12 protein-coding genes are annotated in these 14778 nt (G+C 59.6%); 6 read left to right on the forward strand and 6 right to left on the reverse strand.

Features of this window, described 5'->3' with window-relative positions:
- Positions 1-239: 239 nt before the first annotated feature.
- Both ACVWZ4_RS12220 and ACVWZ4_RS12225 read left to right on the forward strand, forming a co-directional pair.
- Complete coding sequence (locus tag ACVWZ4_RS12220) at positions 240-662, forward strand: DUF4440 domain-containing protein (protein ID WP_456790127.1); 423 nt, start codon at positions 240-242, stop codon at positions 660-662.
- A 258-nt stretch (positions 663-920) separates the two neighbouring features.
- On the forward strand, positions 921-1616 hold the full coding sequence (locus ACVWZ4_RS12225) for a hypothetical protein (RefSeq protein ID WP_456790128.1): 696 nt from the start codon (positions 921-923) through the stop codon (positions 1614-1616).
- Positions 1617-2639: 1023 nt separating this feature from the next.
- Here the strand turns inward: ACVWZ4_RS12225 and ACVWZ4_RS12230 are convergent.
- The 4 genes from ACVWZ4_RS12230 to ACVWZ4_RS12245 all read right to left on the reverse strand — a co-directional run bounded on the left by ACVWZ4_RS12230 (position 2640) and on the right by ACVWZ4_RS12245 (position 8650).
- A complete protein-coding gene (locus tag ACVWZ4_RS12230) occupies positions 2640-2861 on the reverse strand; it encodes a helix-turn-helix domain-containing protein (protein WP_456790129.1) in 222 nt (73 codons plus the stop codon).
- A 924-nt stretch (positions 2862-3785) separates the two neighbouring features.
- Positions 3786-6452: a hypothetical protein gene (locus ACVWZ4_RS12235; protein WP_456790130.1), complete on the reverse strand. Its 2667-nt coding sequence runs from the start codon at positions 6450-6452 to the stop codon at positions 3786-3788.
- A 387-nt stretch (positions 6453-6839) separates the two neighbouring features.
- A complete protein-coding gene (locus tag ACVWZ4_RS12240) occupies positions 6840-7271 on the reverse strand; it encodes a hypothetical protein (RefSeq protein WP_456790131.1) in 432 nt (143 codons plus the stop codon).
- Between the two features lie 62 nt (positions 7272-7333).
- Positions 7334-8650: a tyrosine-type recombinase/integrase gene (locus tag ACVWZ4_RS12245; RefSeq protein WP_456790132.1), complete on the reverse strand. Its 1317-nt coding sequence runs from the start codon at positions 8648-8650 to the stop codon at positions 7334-7336.
- Positions 8651-9070: 420 nt separating this feature from the next.
- Between ACVWZ4_RS12245 and ACVWZ4_RS12250 the strand changes: the two genes are divergently transcribed.
- On the forward strand, positions 9071-9445 hold the full coding sequence (locus ACVWZ4_RS12250) for a hypothetical protein (RefSeq protein WP_456700384.1): 375 nt from the start codon (positions 9071-9073) through the stop codon (positions 9443-9445).
- 75 nt (positions 9446-9520) lie between these two features.
- On the opposite strand, the gene ACVWZ4_RS12255 is transcribed toward ACVWZ4_RS12250, so the two are convergent.
- The gene (locus tag ACVWZ4_RS12255) at positions 9521-10588 is read right to left on the reverse strand and encodes a polysaccharide deacetylase family protein (protein WP_456740390.1); all 1068 of its coding nucleotides are present in this window, start codon (positions 10586-10588) and stop codon (positions 9521-9523) included.
- A gap of 255 nt (positions 10589-10843) precedes the next feature.
- On the opposite strand from ACVWZ4_RS12255, the gene ACVWZ4_RS12260 reads away from it, so the two are divergent.
- Positions 10844-11152, forward strand: coding sequence for a hypothetical protein (locus ACVWZ4_RS12260; RefSeq protein WP_456700382.1), 309 nt, complete (start codon positions 10844-10846; stop codon positions 11150-11152).
- Positions 11153-11330: 178 nt separating this feature from the next.
- Entirely contained in the window at positions 11331-11546 is a 216-nt protein-coding gene (locus ACVWZ4_RS12265; protein WP_456700381.1) for a hypothetical protein, read from the forward strand.
- Positions 11547-11565: 19 nt separating this feature from the next.
- Here ACVWZ4_RS12265 and ACVWZ4_RS12270 read toward each other — a convergent pair whose 3' ends face one another.
- Complete coding sequence (locus ACVWZ4_RS12270) at positions 11566-13254, reverse strand: MFS transporter (RefSeq protein WP_456740391.1); 1689 nt, start codon at positions 13252-13254, stop codon at positions 11566-11568.
- A gap of 137 nt (positions 13255-13391) precedes the next feature.
- Between ACVWZ4_RS12270 and ACVWZ4_RS12275 the strand changes: the two genes are divergently transcribed.
- Positions 13392-14762 carry a hydrolase gene (locus tag ACVWZ4_RS12275; protein WP_456700379.1) on the forward strand — a complete coding sequence of 457 codons (1371 nt, stop codon included), beginning with the start codon at positions 13392-13394 and terminating at the stop codon, positions 14760-14762.
- Positions 14763-14778: the final 16 nt, after the last annotated feature.

Here is a 14778-nt window from a genome sequence, read left to right on the forward strand (position 1 = left end):
AGGGCGCCGGGGCTGGCATTTCATCCCGAACAGAATTGTAACCGGTCGCTGTGGGGCGGCCCCTTTCAATTTTCTGGCCCGTACGGGGCGCTATATTCCGATCGTTCGCGCCATTTGCCTCACCGATCCGGCGTGGTGACCAAGTTCCGCGACTATCCTCGATCCGGTCTGTTCCTTTTCGGCGCGCCAACGGGCTTGCTACGCTGCCTTGATTGGAGTTCTAACGGGGGAATTGAGAAATGATTTATCGTTCGTCGGCAATTTTGGTCGTGCTGCTATCCATATCGGCGGCGAAGGCCGGACCAAACGAAGACGCGGTGGCGGCCCGCGCGGAGTGGGAGCAGGTTTATAATTCCGGTGATGCGGAGAAGTTTGCCGCGATCTACACCAAGGACGCCATGCTGTTTGGCTCGACAGCACAGCTGTTCACCGGCACGGACGGCGTGCGCACCTATTTCAGCAAGCTGCCACCTGGCATTAAGGTGAAAATGGGCGACCAGCAGGCGATCGCGGCAGGTCCCGACGCCTTGTTGAGCTCCGGCTTCGCCGACTTCGCGCTGCCGAACGGCACCGTGTTGCCCTTCCGCCTGACCCTAGCCTGGGTGAAGGTGGGCGGCAAATGGCTGGTGGCGCAGCATCACGGCTCAGCTGTGCCGAAGTAAAGCCCGCGATGAATGCTGCACTTAAAAGACGCCCCCGTCGCTTCGGCGATGCAAGAACTTTAATAGGGGTCTGCAGTTCAACATGCATGACGACTATTGTTTAAATGCGCATCGTTTGATTTGGTGGTTTTGCGCGGCCCTGGTGCCGCTTGTTGCGTCTCAAATTATGCGGTTGCACCAGCATAAAGCCGCAGGTTGGCTCGTGTTAGATTATGCGCGTACAGACACGATCAAATTTGAAAAGAGCGGAACTTCATCGTGAACGAAATCTTCGAACTGATTGCGGCCACCGTCCGTTGGTCGCGCCAGGTTGAAATGAACGGTGTCTTTGCAGATGGCACATTGTGGTACGGCATGATGTGTCGCACTTTTTTGCTACTCGAACGAATTCTGCGATCCATCGTGCGAGACCTGTCTTCGCTTGCTCCGTCCGACGCGGAGAAGATCGCCAACGAGCGAGCACAGGGTAGGTCTATTGATCGCATGACATTTGGTCAGTGTCTTGCAGTAGCCGAGATGCTCGTGCCAATCGTGTCGCAGCGAGTATGCGCTGTTAACTCTGAACTGGAAGGCCAAACACTTCTTTCCGATGTAGACTTGAAAATATGGAGGCGTGCGGTCTGGTTGCGGAACCGGATGGCGCATCAAGGTCCCGGCTTCCTAGATACGGTCGATCTTTATGCAGGCAGGATTTGGCGCCATGCTGATGAGAGAGAGCCCCTTGAAGTCCAAGCCCAGGAGATTTGGGAAATATCAAGATCGCTCTGTGCGTCACCACTGATCGTAGCTTATCTTGCGCTCAAAGGGATTACACCAGATAGGACCCGCGCGGAGTTGTTGAAGATTGAGAATTCTGAACTGAAGTTACAATTGCTGAAGCGGGGCGAATTGCACGCGGCTGGGCAGGCAGCAGAAACCTCGATCAATGAATTTCACGCGGCATCTAGGAGTTGATCGCGCTTGTCTCTGAAAAGGCGGGTTAGTGTCTGACTATACCCTTCGATTGCGTGGCGCGCACTAGCTCTTGACGATAATGGCTTCCGCTTTGGCCTTACCGGTCCCCCGATTATCGACGCCGTGATGTCTGCTTTCAGGGGTGGACCCCACTCGCTGCGATTATGAGTATGGGCTAGGCGTCGTATCGCGCTTCTCTCCGCGGATGTTGTTGGTACCCGAAGGCTCAGTCTGTTGAAGCGAAAGTGCTGGTACTGCTCGGCTGGGGCGCACGGCAAGTTGCTTACATTTGAGCAGAGTTGCAACGATATGAACAGGAATGAATAGGTCCACCAAATTAGAGAGGCGCTGATGCGCGTTATGAGGGCGGACGATGTTTCCCCGCAGCTGTATTCGAGCAGCGTCCCCAGCCCTCCCTAATGGAGACGTAAGGGGGTCTGATTGCGGGTCGGGAATGGGGCCAACACTATTGCAGGCAGGTCCACGAAAAGGATCTCCGCTCTAAACGTGGGCCGTTCAACTTTGAACTGAGTGCAACCACGAATGATCGGATGTGATAGATCGGAAGCAGACCTTGAGAAAACTTCTCCACCAGTTGGTGCATGCAAGTGGGTGTCGTGGGAGACTAGATCGTTAGCCGTTCGGGATTAGATCGGGTCGCCCGTACTTTCTTAATCTATCTTCGGCGCGGGCCAAGACGGAGGCGTCGAATAGCGCTCTCCAAGGCCCGGATAGTACTGCCGCTTCGGCTGTGAGATCTAGTCGTCCCTTTTCCCATAGCACTGAAAATCCGTCCGGTACTGCATTTGATGTAATTAAACGAACGCAGGTCTGCACCGGCCCGATGTCAGCGAGCATCATTCGAAATGTTCGCGGCAGGAAGCCAATCTTTTCAGCCTCTTGCGCATCGTTGAGCAAGCGGACGAGCAGTAGTTTCTCTAGTCCTCTTCTCTCGTGATCAGAGACTTTCAATTTACGCTCCACGTTTAGGTCGGCGGCTCCATCATGCTGCTGGAATGCTGGCTAGCGTCCGGTACGTGGGGGACGAAAGAGCTCTTCGATATCGACGCCCAAGGCCGTCACGATCCGTCCCAATACGCCGATTGACGGATTGCGCTTTCCACCCTCAACACCCGACAAGTAGGTCTGGTGGATGCGAGCCCGATGCGCAAGCTCCTCCTGCGACAAGCCCTTGCCGCGCCTTATCCTTTGTAGATTGAGCCCTACCCGCCTATGCACGTCCATGTGCGCATTGGCGGGGGTAGACCCAATAACCGGCCATAGACTATAAGTAATAAAATCTGAGCGCGCAGGGGTTGGGCAGGTTCAATGAAGGCCACGCAAGTCAAGCAGCGCATTGACGGCCACCTGACCGGTATGCTGGGTCTGTATTTAACGGCTGTTGAGCTGGTGAAGCGTGGGCTTATCGTATCGCCGACATCGCGAAGCGCGATGGGCGCGGATCTTCTTGTGACGAACAGAACTTGTACGAAAACTTGGTCAGTACAGGTGAAAACAATTTCATCCACATCAAAGTGGTGGCCGCTCAACCCTCATGCTGAACGCCTTCACTCACCCTCACACATCTACGTTTTTGTGAGCGCACCTAGAACCGGAAGAGCTGATCCGAGCTTCTATGTGGTCCCAAGCCGGGTTGTGGCGAAGGCGTGCGTCAGGTTCGAGAGACCAAACAGCATTTGGTATGGCTATGAACGGCAGGACAAGTACAGAAACAACTGGGAACTATTTGGCGATGCGCGGGGGCAGCGCGCATGATCAAACCGAAGAGCGATGCTAGGCAGGCGAGGCAATTTGCTGCAATCTGATATAAAACTTTGGCAGATGGTCTCTCTGATCGCGGTGGCAACGTTACCATGTTCAGATTGATCCGCCCGAGGGCCTATACTACTCGCACTGGGCCTATCACTACCCATAAGGACAGTTCTCAACAATACGCCTCATTCGGCAAGGCGGCCCTCACCGGGCGGACAGATAAGCCGCAGTCCAGTTAGATAACTTGAGCTTGGAAAAAAGTGACCGAGGCTGTGTACCTTGTGTGGGACGTTCTCGTTTCCTTGATGGGTAATGGGGTGATAGGGGTCTTCCCTGTCCTATTTTTCTCTTTTTACAATCTTTCTGGCTTGGGAAGAAAAGACCAATATCACCCCATCATCCGATATCGGCTCGCCCCTGATTGTACTCGATATTGACCAACACATATCCATTCGGTCGTCCCTTGTGCGCGAGAAGATCGATCCGCAATCCCCCATAAATTCGGCCGCTTTGACGGTGCAACCATTTGCCAAGCCGCACAGGATCGATTTCGTCGCACTTTGAAGTCCCCGCATGTTCCAGCAACAAGGCGCGAAACGTTGGGAAGCGGTGCGCACCAGAATGTTTCTTGGTCTGGTTAGCGATAGAGATAATGTCGCGCACGCTTACCGCCTTTTCGCTCCCGATACGCATTTCCCAGTGCTTCACTAATTGATAAGCGGCTGCCCTTGCTGGATCTGCGGCACGGGCTGCCTCCATGCTCTTGACAGGGTCAGGCACGCCCAGCCATAGCAGCGGCTCGCGTACTGCCGCGGACCATGAGCCGTAACTGGCTAATGGTTCGAGATTGGGGGCGTCTCTTCGGCTGGTACGATATGCACGCACGATAGTAATGGCTGCCGCGATGTAAGCTTCTCGAGCGCCACGAACGCGAGCTATCGGATCGAACGTGAACTTCCGCAATTCCGGACGTTCGGCCATGGCATCAAGCCGACAAGTCAAGGTGCGACGGACGAGGTCGCCGAGCACTCGGATGTTGTTGCCTGTGGCGAAGATCGTGCCACGCCATTCGCATTCCGGTACTTCGCTCTTACCGAGCACCCGTATCTTCACGATCCGCTGCGTGAGGATTTGGCAAAGCAGGTCGCTTTCCAGATCGAACGATAAGTTGTCGAGCGAGACCAGGCTCCCGCCTTCCAACAAAACGCCGCCGAGGCGCTTTTCCAGTTCGTCGTTGTTCTTACCAGCGGCTATGACGGGGCAATGACGGCCGGTCGCTAACGTCGCCAGCAGGTCGACTAAATAACTCTTCCCGTTACTGACATCGTGGGCGGTAATCAGGAACATCGGGGTCAAATCGAATGCGCCACGCAGCGCCACGGTCAGGACCGCGGCTAATGCCACTGCTCTATCGACTTCGCTCACGAACGGGAATTCTGACAATAAGGTTTCGAAAAGCCGCAACGCAGTGATCGCCTCCTGCCGCGTGGGCCTCTCGGGGATCACGGGCAGTGTCATCTCCGCATCACACCACAACCGTGTTTTCGGATCGTAACCGTGGTCGCTCAGCAGCGTACCGTCAGGTCGCATTGTTGGTGCACCCAGTACACCAATAACCTCAGGGAACTCCCATTTCTTCAGGCTCAGCAGTGTCGCCCCGACGAAGGCGGGTGGATTAATCTTCTGCCAAGTGTTGCTGCGCCCGTCAAAGCGCTGGAAGACGGCGGCATGCTTGTTCAGCAAATAAGAGATCTTCCGCTCGCCGATCGACGTCAATACAGTTGTCAGCGTAGTCCGGCCGTTCGCAGCTTCCCTCTCAAGCGAAACAGGCTCGACTAGCCTTCCGCCGCTGGTAAAAATCGGAAGTGGCGACCTAACAAGCGCATTCTGTGCTTCATCAACCATACGTGCAATCTGACCATCTGCGACGCGAATTACGGGCAGATCGCAGACATATTCATGATCCACACGGCTCTGACCGGTCAGCCTATACTTGATGCCGCCGTGCGCAAAGCTGTTGATCATCAGGCTCCCGTCTGGCCTGCGGTACAGCTTTGCTTTGCCGCGGCCATAGACAGCGCCCTCCAGCGGATCGGCCAAAGTCTCCTCGACGTAGGCATCAGGATTGGCCAAGATGTCGGCGACCTTACATTGTCCAATCCCGTCAAAATCGAGTTCGAAGTCGGCTTCAAGTATGTGGTTCGATGCCTGCGTAGCGATCCGTTCGGCATCCTCATCCGAGATCCCGCGTCTTCCTGCAAACTCGCGCGCCCACGCCTTACGCCTTTGCTCGGCTTTTTGCTGCAGGCGCTGCTTTGCTTGCGCCTTCATTTCGGCGAGCTGCTGGGCTTCGCGGTCCGACAGTTCGGGAATTACCCGCAAAGTATCGATGAATTCGCCACCGAAGGCTCGTGCCTTCCTCACCTGTTCGTCCTGCTCGACTGGCGGCACTAAGATCGGTCTCCCCTCAAACACCAGCCGCTCCGGACCATAGACCGCAGTGTCGATGATACTGCGGTCCAACAATTGTCCGGCGGCGCCGATAGCGAAATAACCGTAGCCTGCGAGCCATAATCGATCGTGCAGCGTCTGGAGTGTACGCTTGACGTCGGCTCCGTCCTTTATCGCGACGTAGACATGTCTGTTTGCCGATCGGCCTAGACGCTCGTGCGTTACGTTGTGGAACAGACCGGCGGAAGTCGAAGGCCTTGAGACGCGCGCAGCTTGGGCAAGGGCCGGTATGGTCGCCGTTACGGCCTTCCAGAAGTTACCTGCGTCCCCTAATCTTTTGGCCACCGCTTGGGGCATCCCCTTTCGATCATGATCGAGCAACATGAAAGCTGGCTCGCCTGGAGCGAAAATCAGATACTCCGAGCTTCTCGCGATGATGTTGCATCCCGATCGGTCAATGACGTCCTTTCTCGGCGCAACGTTGACTTCGTCCGGTAGGTCATTGCGCAAACGGCCCAAGCTCAGCGCCTGGTCGGAGTCTAAACTCTCGATCAGCTTCGCCAGCGAACGTGGACTATTGACCTTGACCCGGTGCGCTGTGCCCGTCGTCATCCGGCATTCGGACCCATCGGACGTGAGTTTACCCGATCGGGTGAGCGATATGCGTTTCGAGAGTACCCCTCCCGCACTGTGAAATACAGCGATCTCAATCCCGCTCATAGGACACCATCAACCACGTATAACTTTGCGGATGTTGGCGCCCGTGTAAAACACCTGCGCAGTTGGGCTTCTCTTGTTTCGCCGTATCGGGTTCAAAGCGCCGGATCGCTCAAGTCGCCTGAGTTCTGCGATACTGCATCCGCCCAGCCAGAAGCTTGTCTCGTCGCGCGGGTACAGCCTTTCGTCAATCAGTTGTGGATCTATGCTTCCCTTCTTCATGTCGCGATCTCCTTTGAGATGCGTCACGATGACAGGATCTGAATGTCTGCAATACGCGTATTATCCAGTTTTTTTGCGCGGCTTTCTCGATCTGTTTTTTCGCATGTTCTCCAGGACTTGGAGAAGCATCGCTTCCGCCCCCGCTTTGTATTCACGTTCAAAACGGACTTTGCCCGCCTGGTCAGAAATGCGCCTGTAGGCGGATAGCCATCGCCCTTCCTCCAGCCAAGCGGCGTTTACTTGCGCTTCAATCAAGCGCGGTCGACTGCGATAAGGACGTCGCTTACCAGGGTTGTCTTTTCGCCAACGGGTTTCTTCGATGAGTATCTTTTTGGCGCGTTCCGCAGCCTCGGGGGCTTTAATCGGCCTACCGCGAGAGTTCTTAATGGTGAGAGCGGGCCACAACGCTATGAAATCAATATTCTTGTCTTCTGTGGGTAGATAACGTTCGAGCAGTCGAAAATCGTTTTTGCTTGCCAGTGCTAGAGCCAAACGGAGCTCACGGGCCCGCCGATCTACCCGATACGTAAAACCTGACTTCTTTCGTACGGCGTTCACAATGGTCGCCCCATAATCGGCACCACGTTTTCTCTGGGATTAACAATCTGATCAATTAGCGTTGCTAATGCCTTGTATGCCGCTTTCTTCTCCGCGTGGTATTTGTACCGGTCGTAGGTGCCGCGAACACCCCCGATGACGTGGCCCAGACACATTTCGCCGTGGTCGGTGGGGACCCCCGCTCGGCTCATAAGCGAGCGCGCAGTACGCCGAAGATCGTGCAAGGTCCAATTCGGCAGCGGCTTCGCTTCTGGATCATGCTTGCGCATGTTGGCCGTTACGGCCTTGTCAAAGTCCTTTTTGAACTTGCTAAAGCCGCCGATCGGAGATTTGCCGTCTGTGCTGAAAACGAAATTGCAGCCCGAAATCTTTGAAAGCGCCGATAGGACGCGGGTCGTCTCTTCGCTCAAGGGTCTGATTAGGTCAACTTTGGTCTTATTCCGGGCCGCGGGTAGGATCCATTCCTCGTTCGATAGCTCCGAGGTCGTCATGCGGGCGGCTTCGTTGCGGCGCGCGGCCGTGAGCAGCAGGAACTGTGTTAGGCGTTCGAAGGGCGCCTCGCTCTCCTCAGCTGTCCGCCAGACAGCACGCAGCTCGTCATCCGATAGGACGCGCTCCCGTGCCCTCTCTCTCGGCTTGGTCCGGGCCATACCGCGAACGATTGGCGACCGGAAGTCGTCCGACCTCGTGGCCCACCAATTCATAATTTTACGGATGACGGCGAGGGTCTGGTCGGCCATTACGGGACCGCCCTTGATCGGCTCGCTGTTGTCATCGGTCAATTCACCGGCCTCGATCTTGTCGAGGAGCCCGACAATTTCTGAGCGCTTGATGTCACCGATTGGCCGGTTCCCGATGGCCTTGTAAACGAGGCGTTCCAACACGCCGCAACGCCACGCACCGCTACGCAATTTGTCACCTTTGAACGTCGCCTTTCCGTTGGCGTCACGTTGCATGCCGCATTCGCGTCGAAGATATTCTTCCGCGACCGCCTTGAAGGTATTTTTGGCGGCTGCTGCCTGGGCCTTAAGCTTGTCGGGGTTCTTGTGGAGCTCGCGGGCCTTGTCGCGCGCATCCTTGACCGACAGGCTCGGATAGGTGCCGATTTTCGTGCTTTGCGCCTTGCCGCTCACATAGGTCATGACCCGAAAGGCTTTGGTGCCGCCGGCACCTAGAACTAGCACGAGCGCGAGGCCGCGATCGATCGTATCGATGAAGGTGATCTGCTTCGGCTCTGGCCTGTCGCCTCCGACATGTCGGTTGATAGCCTTCGCCCAGGTCAGATTGCGGACCCATGCGTCAGTGATCTTCACGGCTGGCATCCGGCGGCTCCCGCTAATCAACGAAATAAGCAATGTAACAATTGTTTAGCGAGATGTCGCGATATGATCGAAGAATAAGCGTTTTGACGAGGTATATATTTGATTTATTTGAGTATTTTGTTATGCAGAGCCTTCGATGTGAGGCGGTTTGAATGGAGCTGACGCGTTTGAAGATGTCATTCGTAATGACGGGGTCGGGGGTTCGAATCCCTCTTGCGCACCAGCACCCCCCTTTGTCCGGCCCGTGTCCGACCGTCACAAGCGGGTTGTTCTCCCTGAAGCCCGCGTCCACACTTGTGTCACTGCGATACGCTGGTGAAATCGGCGAGGGCAGCGTCCGTGATCTCTATCACATAACCTCCCGCAGCGCGCCCCTACTGTCCCTGTCACGCCAACACGGGGAGATTTCACATGCGCAAGATCATTCTGGTGGCGGTCATGGTTCTGGTCTCTGCGTCTGCCCAGGCAGGCGGCCAGCGCAGCCTCTCGCTGGCTGCGACGAACGAAGTGGCTCCGGCACCGCAAGCGGCCGCGCCGACGGTCGCCGCCACGCAGGTCAGTGAAGTTGCGCCAGCGGCTGCGGCGCCGGCCTATGTCGATCGTCCGCCGGCGGTTTCGACCACCGCTCCAGTTGCTGCGGCCGCAACAACCACGCCGGCGTCGGTGCCGGTTGCGACTCCGCCTGCACCGAAGACGACTGCGAAGGCGGACAGGCCCAGGCACAAGCAAGTCTGGACCGAAGGCCGCATCATCAGCGAGCTGCACCGGCACGGCATCTATTGGTAAGCAGACGAGTTCTGCTCTTCAAACAAAAATGGCCGGGCTGAGCCCGGCCATTTCGTGTCTTGCAATCTGTCGTGCTCAGCGCTGGGAGACCGTCTGCACCACGCTCGAGACCGGGCGCACGTTGGTCGCACTGCTCGACGTCGGCACCTTCATCTCCTTGAGCACCGCCTCGTCGTACTCGGGCAGCGATTCGAACGTCGTCTTCGCCTTCACCTGCACGACCTTGTAGCCACCGGCCTTGAGGCGCGCGAGCAGCGTCGGCAGCGCTTCGCCGGTGCGCTTCTGGAAGTCGTGCATCAGGATGATGCCCTTGCCGAGCTTGTCGAGCTTGGTCATCACGTTGCTGATGATCTTGTCCGGCGTGCTCTCCTTGCGGAAATCGAAGGAGTCGAGGTCGGTCGAGAAGATCCCGATGTTGCGGCTGCCGAGATAGCTCACGAGGGCCGGGCTCTGAGAAAGCTGCGGAAAGCGGAAGAACGGCGACGGATTGGTGCCGAGCGCCCATTTCACGGCGCTGAAGCCTTTCTCGATCTCGTCCTTGGCCTGCTGCTCCGTCATCTTCTTGCCGGCGAGATTGAGGTGCGACCATGTGTGCGTGCCCACGGTGTGGCCCTGGGCCAGAACCTGGCGCAGGATTTCCGGATGCCAGCTGGCGTGCTTGCCGACCGAGAAGAACAGGCCCTTGGTGCATTCGTCGGCCAGCGCCTTCAGCACGGCCGGCGTGTTGTGCGGCCACGGGCTGTCGTCGAAGGTCAGTACGACCTCCTTGTCGGCGAGGAAATCAAACTGCTTGTACTGCTCGAAGCCGAAGCCCGGACCGCCGGTCGTGTCGATCTCGACCACGCGCGAGACGCCGAGCGCATTCGGATTGGTGCAGGTCGTATCCTGGACCGGTGCCACCGCCGGTGCAGGCGCAGGAGCCGCCGCGGCGGCAGCAGCGGCGGGCTTGGCGGCGATCGCCGCGGTGGTCTCGACGTCGTCCTTGGCGGCAAGCCTGGCCGGCGCGGGCAGCGGATCTGCGGCGCGGGCGGCCGTTGTCTTGGGGGCGCCCTGGTCGGCGCGCGAGGAATAAAAATACCAACCTCCGGCGATCACGATCGCCGCAACCACACTGGCCAGCATCAGGCCCAACGCATTACGCATCGCTACTCTTTCCAAATACGCAACCAAACCAGCGGATTTTCCCGCGCCCGAGCCATTAATGCGAAGGAACAGTTAACGTGACACCAACGCGACGGCGGTTGCGGAGGAATTTCAGGCAGGTGCGCCAAAGTGACTGAGGTCACAAAGGGCGGCCCGCGCGTGACTGACATCACAGTGGAAAGGATTTTCCGGGAGCATGCTCATTCCCATCAACAACGGGTCCCGCCTTTCGCGGGTCGCCAATGGGAGCCTCACATGACGACGTCGTTTTCTGGGAAGTCCCTGACTGCAAGGATCCGCGACACCAGCCTGGCTCTGGGCATTGCCGCGATCGTCTCGATCGTCTCGACAACTTCGAGCTTCGCCTTCTCGGCCGAAGCGCAGCAGATGTGCACGGGCGACGCCTTCCGCCTGTGCTCGTCGGAAATCCCGGACATCCCGAAGATCACCGCATGCATGATCAAGCATCGCTCGGACCTGAGCACCGGTTGCCGCGCGGTGATGGACAAGGACCTCGCCAAGGGCGCCTCACGCAAGGTCGCTGACGCCCAGGACCGGCAATGAAGCACCGCCAATAAGAGCACGGACAAAAAGCCCGCTTCGCGAAGCTCCCGCGCGATGTGCCCCGGCCTGATGCCGAGGCCATCGGCCGGCGCCGGCAAGCCATCAACAAAGCCGTTGCGGCTCAGGGATCGTCGCACTAGCTTCGCCGGCACATTTTTCGGCTACGAGGCATTGCGCGATGACCAGATTTCTTTTCATCATTCCTTTGCTCCTTTGCGCATCGAGCGCGTCCGCGCAGCAGCAGACCGGGCACGACGCATGCGCGCGTGATGTCACGCGCTTCTGCCGTGCCGTGATGAACAATGGCGATAGCGCCGTGCTGGCCTGCCTGAAGGAGCACCGTGCGCGCCTCGGCAAGGCCTGCGACAAGATGCTGACGGATCACGGGCAGTAGCAGGGCTGCGCAACAAACCTTACGTGCTGCTGCCCGCGGCGGTCGCGACCACGGGCAGCACTTCGCTTGCAGCCCGGTCCGGCGTCTCTTCCTTCCAGCGCACCGATCCGAACGGCCGCTCGAGCATGCGGCGGATCCGCACCGGCTCGACGCCGATATGGAGATCGTTTGCACGCTGATAGAGCGCGCGTTCGGATTGGGTCGCGCGGTTGCGCTGACGCAGATAGTCGAGCCAGGTCGGGCAATGATAGCGTTCGGTCCACAATTCCGGATCGGCGATGTCGCGCGCGATCGACCAGCCATAGGCGCCGTTGCGCTGCCGGGAGAGCTGCACGTCCTGCATGATGTTATGGAAGGCGCGCGCGTTCTCCTGGGCGACCCGATATTCGATCTCGACCACCAGCGGTCCGCTACGTGCGGTGAGCGAGAGCTTGACCTCAGGGTCGGCCAACACGTCCGCGTCTTCATTGCGAGCGCCGACGCGCGGCATCGTCAGCCAGATCCCGAGCACCGGCGAGATCAGCATCAGGCTCGCCGCAGTCAGGAGCGCGACCTCGACGCCGGCATGGTCGGTGAGGTGACCCCAGCCCCACGCGCCGATCGCGATGCCGCCGGAGATCGAGGCCTGGAACGCCGCGAGCGAGCGTCCCGCGACCCACCGCGGCGCCGAGAGCTGCACGCCGATGTTGAACAGCGCCACTGCGGCCATCCAGACCGCTCCCGCCAGCACCAGCGCGGCCGCAGTGAGCACCGGCTCGGTGCTCAGGGCGATTGCGGCCATCGCAAACGCCATCGAGATCGTGCAGGCGCGGATCGCAGCCTCGCCGCTCATGCGCTTGCGCAGCTCGTGAATGTTGAGCGCGCCGACCACCGCGCCCATCCCGAACGCGCCCAGCATGATGCCGTAGGTCTGTGCCCCGCCGTGCAAGAGATCGCGCGCGACCAGCGGCATCAGCGCCATGATCGCGCCGCCGATCAGGCCCATCACCAGCGTTCGCAGCAGCACGATCTTGATCGGCGGCGAATTGGTGATGTAGCGGAAGCCCGAAACCATGGCGCGGTTGAGTTTCTCCCGCGGCAGCCGCGAGGGCTCGACCACGCGCCGCCACAGCAGCAGCACGACGAGCAGCGGCAGATAGAGAACCGCGTTGCAGGCGAACGCCGCCACCGCGCCCGCCGCGGCAACGATCACGCCGCCGACCGCAGGACCGAAGCTGCGCGCGATGTTGTAGCTGATGCCGTTCAGTGCCACCGCCGATGGCAGGGCGTCCTGCGGCACCTGCTCGCTGACCGAGGACTGCCAGGCGGGGCCGAACAAGGCGTTGCCGCTGCCGACCACGAAGCAGAAGGCCAGCAACGATTCCGGGGCGATCAGCTTGAGCCCGGCCAGGATCGTCAGGGCGGACGCGCCGGTGAGCGCGATCATGAGCGCGATCAGGGTCACGATGCGGCGGTCGTACATGTCGGCGATGGCGCCGGCCGGCATCGAGATCAGCATGATCGGCAGCATCAGGGCGGTCTGAACCAGCGCCACCTTGTCGGCGGAGGCCGCCATCTGCGTCATCGCCCAGGCCGCGCCCACGCCCTGGATCAGGAGGCCGAGATTGGAGAGCAGGCTGGCGAGCCAGATGCGCCGGAATATGGTGTACCGCAGGGGGGCTGTGATGCCGTCGGCGGAACGATTCTGACGGTTCGTCTGCTCGGTCATATACCCTTCCAAGTCCTCTGGCAGAAATGGTTTCAATGATTCCGGCGAGCTCAGTGATGCCTGCGAAAGTCCTTCGCTGTCCAGTGGTTAGGCCGCTATAAGCGGTGCAAAGACATGGTTTTGGCGGGGAGGAACACATGAAGCTGTCACGACGGACGATCCTGCAAGGTGTGGGGAGTTTGCCTTTCGCGGTTGCGAGCATCCGGACGGAGGCGCTGGCGCAAACGAGGGCGGCGAACCAGGGCGCCGAGACGCCGCCGATCCTGTTCGTCCACGGCAATGGCGATTACGACGCGCTCTGGATGACGACGCTGTGGCGGATGGAATCCAACGGCATCGCACATGACCGTATGATGGCGATCAATTTCATCAATCCCACGGCGCGCGCTGACGACACCGTCGAGCAGGCCAACCGTTCCTCGACCGAGGATCAGCGCCGCGAGCTTGCTGCCGCCATCGCGGAGTTGAAGCGCCGCACCGGAGCGGCGCGCGTGGCGCTGGTCGGTAATTCGCGCGGCGGCAATTCCATCCGCAACGTCATCAAGAACGGCGGCGCCGGCGATGTCAGCCACGCAATCCTGTGCGGCACGCCCAATCACGGCGTGTTTGCGCTCGACGATCTCCTCGGCAGCGAATTCAACGGGCGCGGCGCCTTCCTGCGCGGCTTGAATGCGGGCGACAGCGAGGTGACGCCGGGCGTCCCTTTCCTCACGCTGCGCAGCGACGGCATGGACAAATATGCGCAGCCCGACGGCCGCTTCATGGGCAAGCCCGGCGTGCCGACCAACGTCACCGCCGAGGGGCCGGAGCTGAAAGGCGCGACCAATCTCGTGCTCGGCACCATCGACCATCGCGAAACCGCGTATCACCCGCGGGCGTTCCGTGAGATCTACAAGTTCATCGCCGGCCGTGAGCCTACGCGCATCGCGATCACGCCGGAGCGGACCGTTCGCCTCGGCGGATTGGTCACGGGCATGGTGGATAGCGTGCCGACCAATCGTCCGGTGGCCGGCGCGGTGGTGGAGATCTATCATGTCGACGGCGAGAGCGCGGAACGCAGGGGCGATGCGGCGTACCGCATCACGACGGGCGCCGAGGGCCGCTGGGGGCCGGCCGAGGTCGATCCCACCTCGCCGCTCGAGATCGTGCTCACCTCGCCCGGCGCCCCGATCACGCATTTCTATCGCTCGCCCTTCCCGCGCTCCTCCGACGTCGTGCATCTGCGCGCCGCGCGCTCGTTCCTTCCGGCGGACAAGGATGCCGGCGCCGTCGTGATCATGTCGCGCCCGCGCGGCTATTTCGGCCTGCCGCGCGATATCGTTCTGTTCGACGGCCATGAGCCCGCCGACGTCCATCCGGGCGTGCCCACGGATGCGACAGCGACCCTGCGCCTTCCGGCGAGCGAGGTCGGGCGTAACGTTGTGGCCCAGTTCAACGAAGAACGAATTGTCGCGCGCGCCTGGCCTGCCTCGGAGAACAGGATTGCGATTGCCGAGCTGACTTACTAGCTATCTGCCTGCGCAA

It is taken from the genome of Bradyrhizobium sp. USDA 4472, assembly GCF_054058595.1.

What these genes read in the sequence shown, in the direction of transcription:
- ACVWZ4_RS12220 (WP_456790127.1), top strand. Translation starts at nt 240, where the DNA reads ATGATTTATCGTTCGTCGGCAATTTTGGTCGTGCTGCTATCCATATCG.
- ACVWZ4_RS12230 (WP_456790129.1), bottom strand. Translation starts at nt 2,861, where the DNA reads ATGGACGTGCATAGGCGGGTAGGGCTCAATCTACAAAGGATAAGGCGC.
- ACVWZ4_RS12235 (WP_456790130.1), bottom strand. Translation starts at nt 6,452, where the DNA reads ATGACGACGGGCACAGCGCACCGGGTCAAGGTCAATAGTCCACGTTCG.
- ACVWZ4_RS12250 (WP_456700384.1), top strand. Translation starts at nt 9,071, where the DNA reads ATGCGCAAGATCATTCTGGTGGCGGTCATGGTTCTGGTCTCTGCGTCT.
- ACVWZ4_RS12255 (WP_456740390.1), bottom strand. Translation starts at nt 10,588, where the DNA reads ATGCGTAATGCGTTGGGCCTGATGCTGGCCAGTGTGGTTGCGGCGATC.
- ACVWZ4_RS12260 (WP_456700382.1), top strand. Translation starts at nt 10,844, where the DNA reads ATGACGACGTCGTTTTCTGGGAAGTCCCTGACTGCAAGGATCCGCGAC.
- ACVWZ4_RS12265 (WP_456700381.1), top strand. Translation starts at nt 11,331, where the DNA reads ATGACCAGATTTCTTTTCATCATTCCTTTGCTCCTTTGCGCATCGAGC.
- ACVWZ4_RS12270 (WP_456740391.1), bottom strand. Translation starts at nt 13,254, where the DNA reads ATGACCGAGCAGACGAACCGTCAGAATCGTTCCGCCGACGGCATCACA.
- ACVWZ4_RS12275 (WP_456700379.1), top strand. Translation starts at nt 13,392, where the DNA reads ATGAAGCTGTCACGACGGACGATCCTGCAAGGTGTGGGGAGTTTGCCT.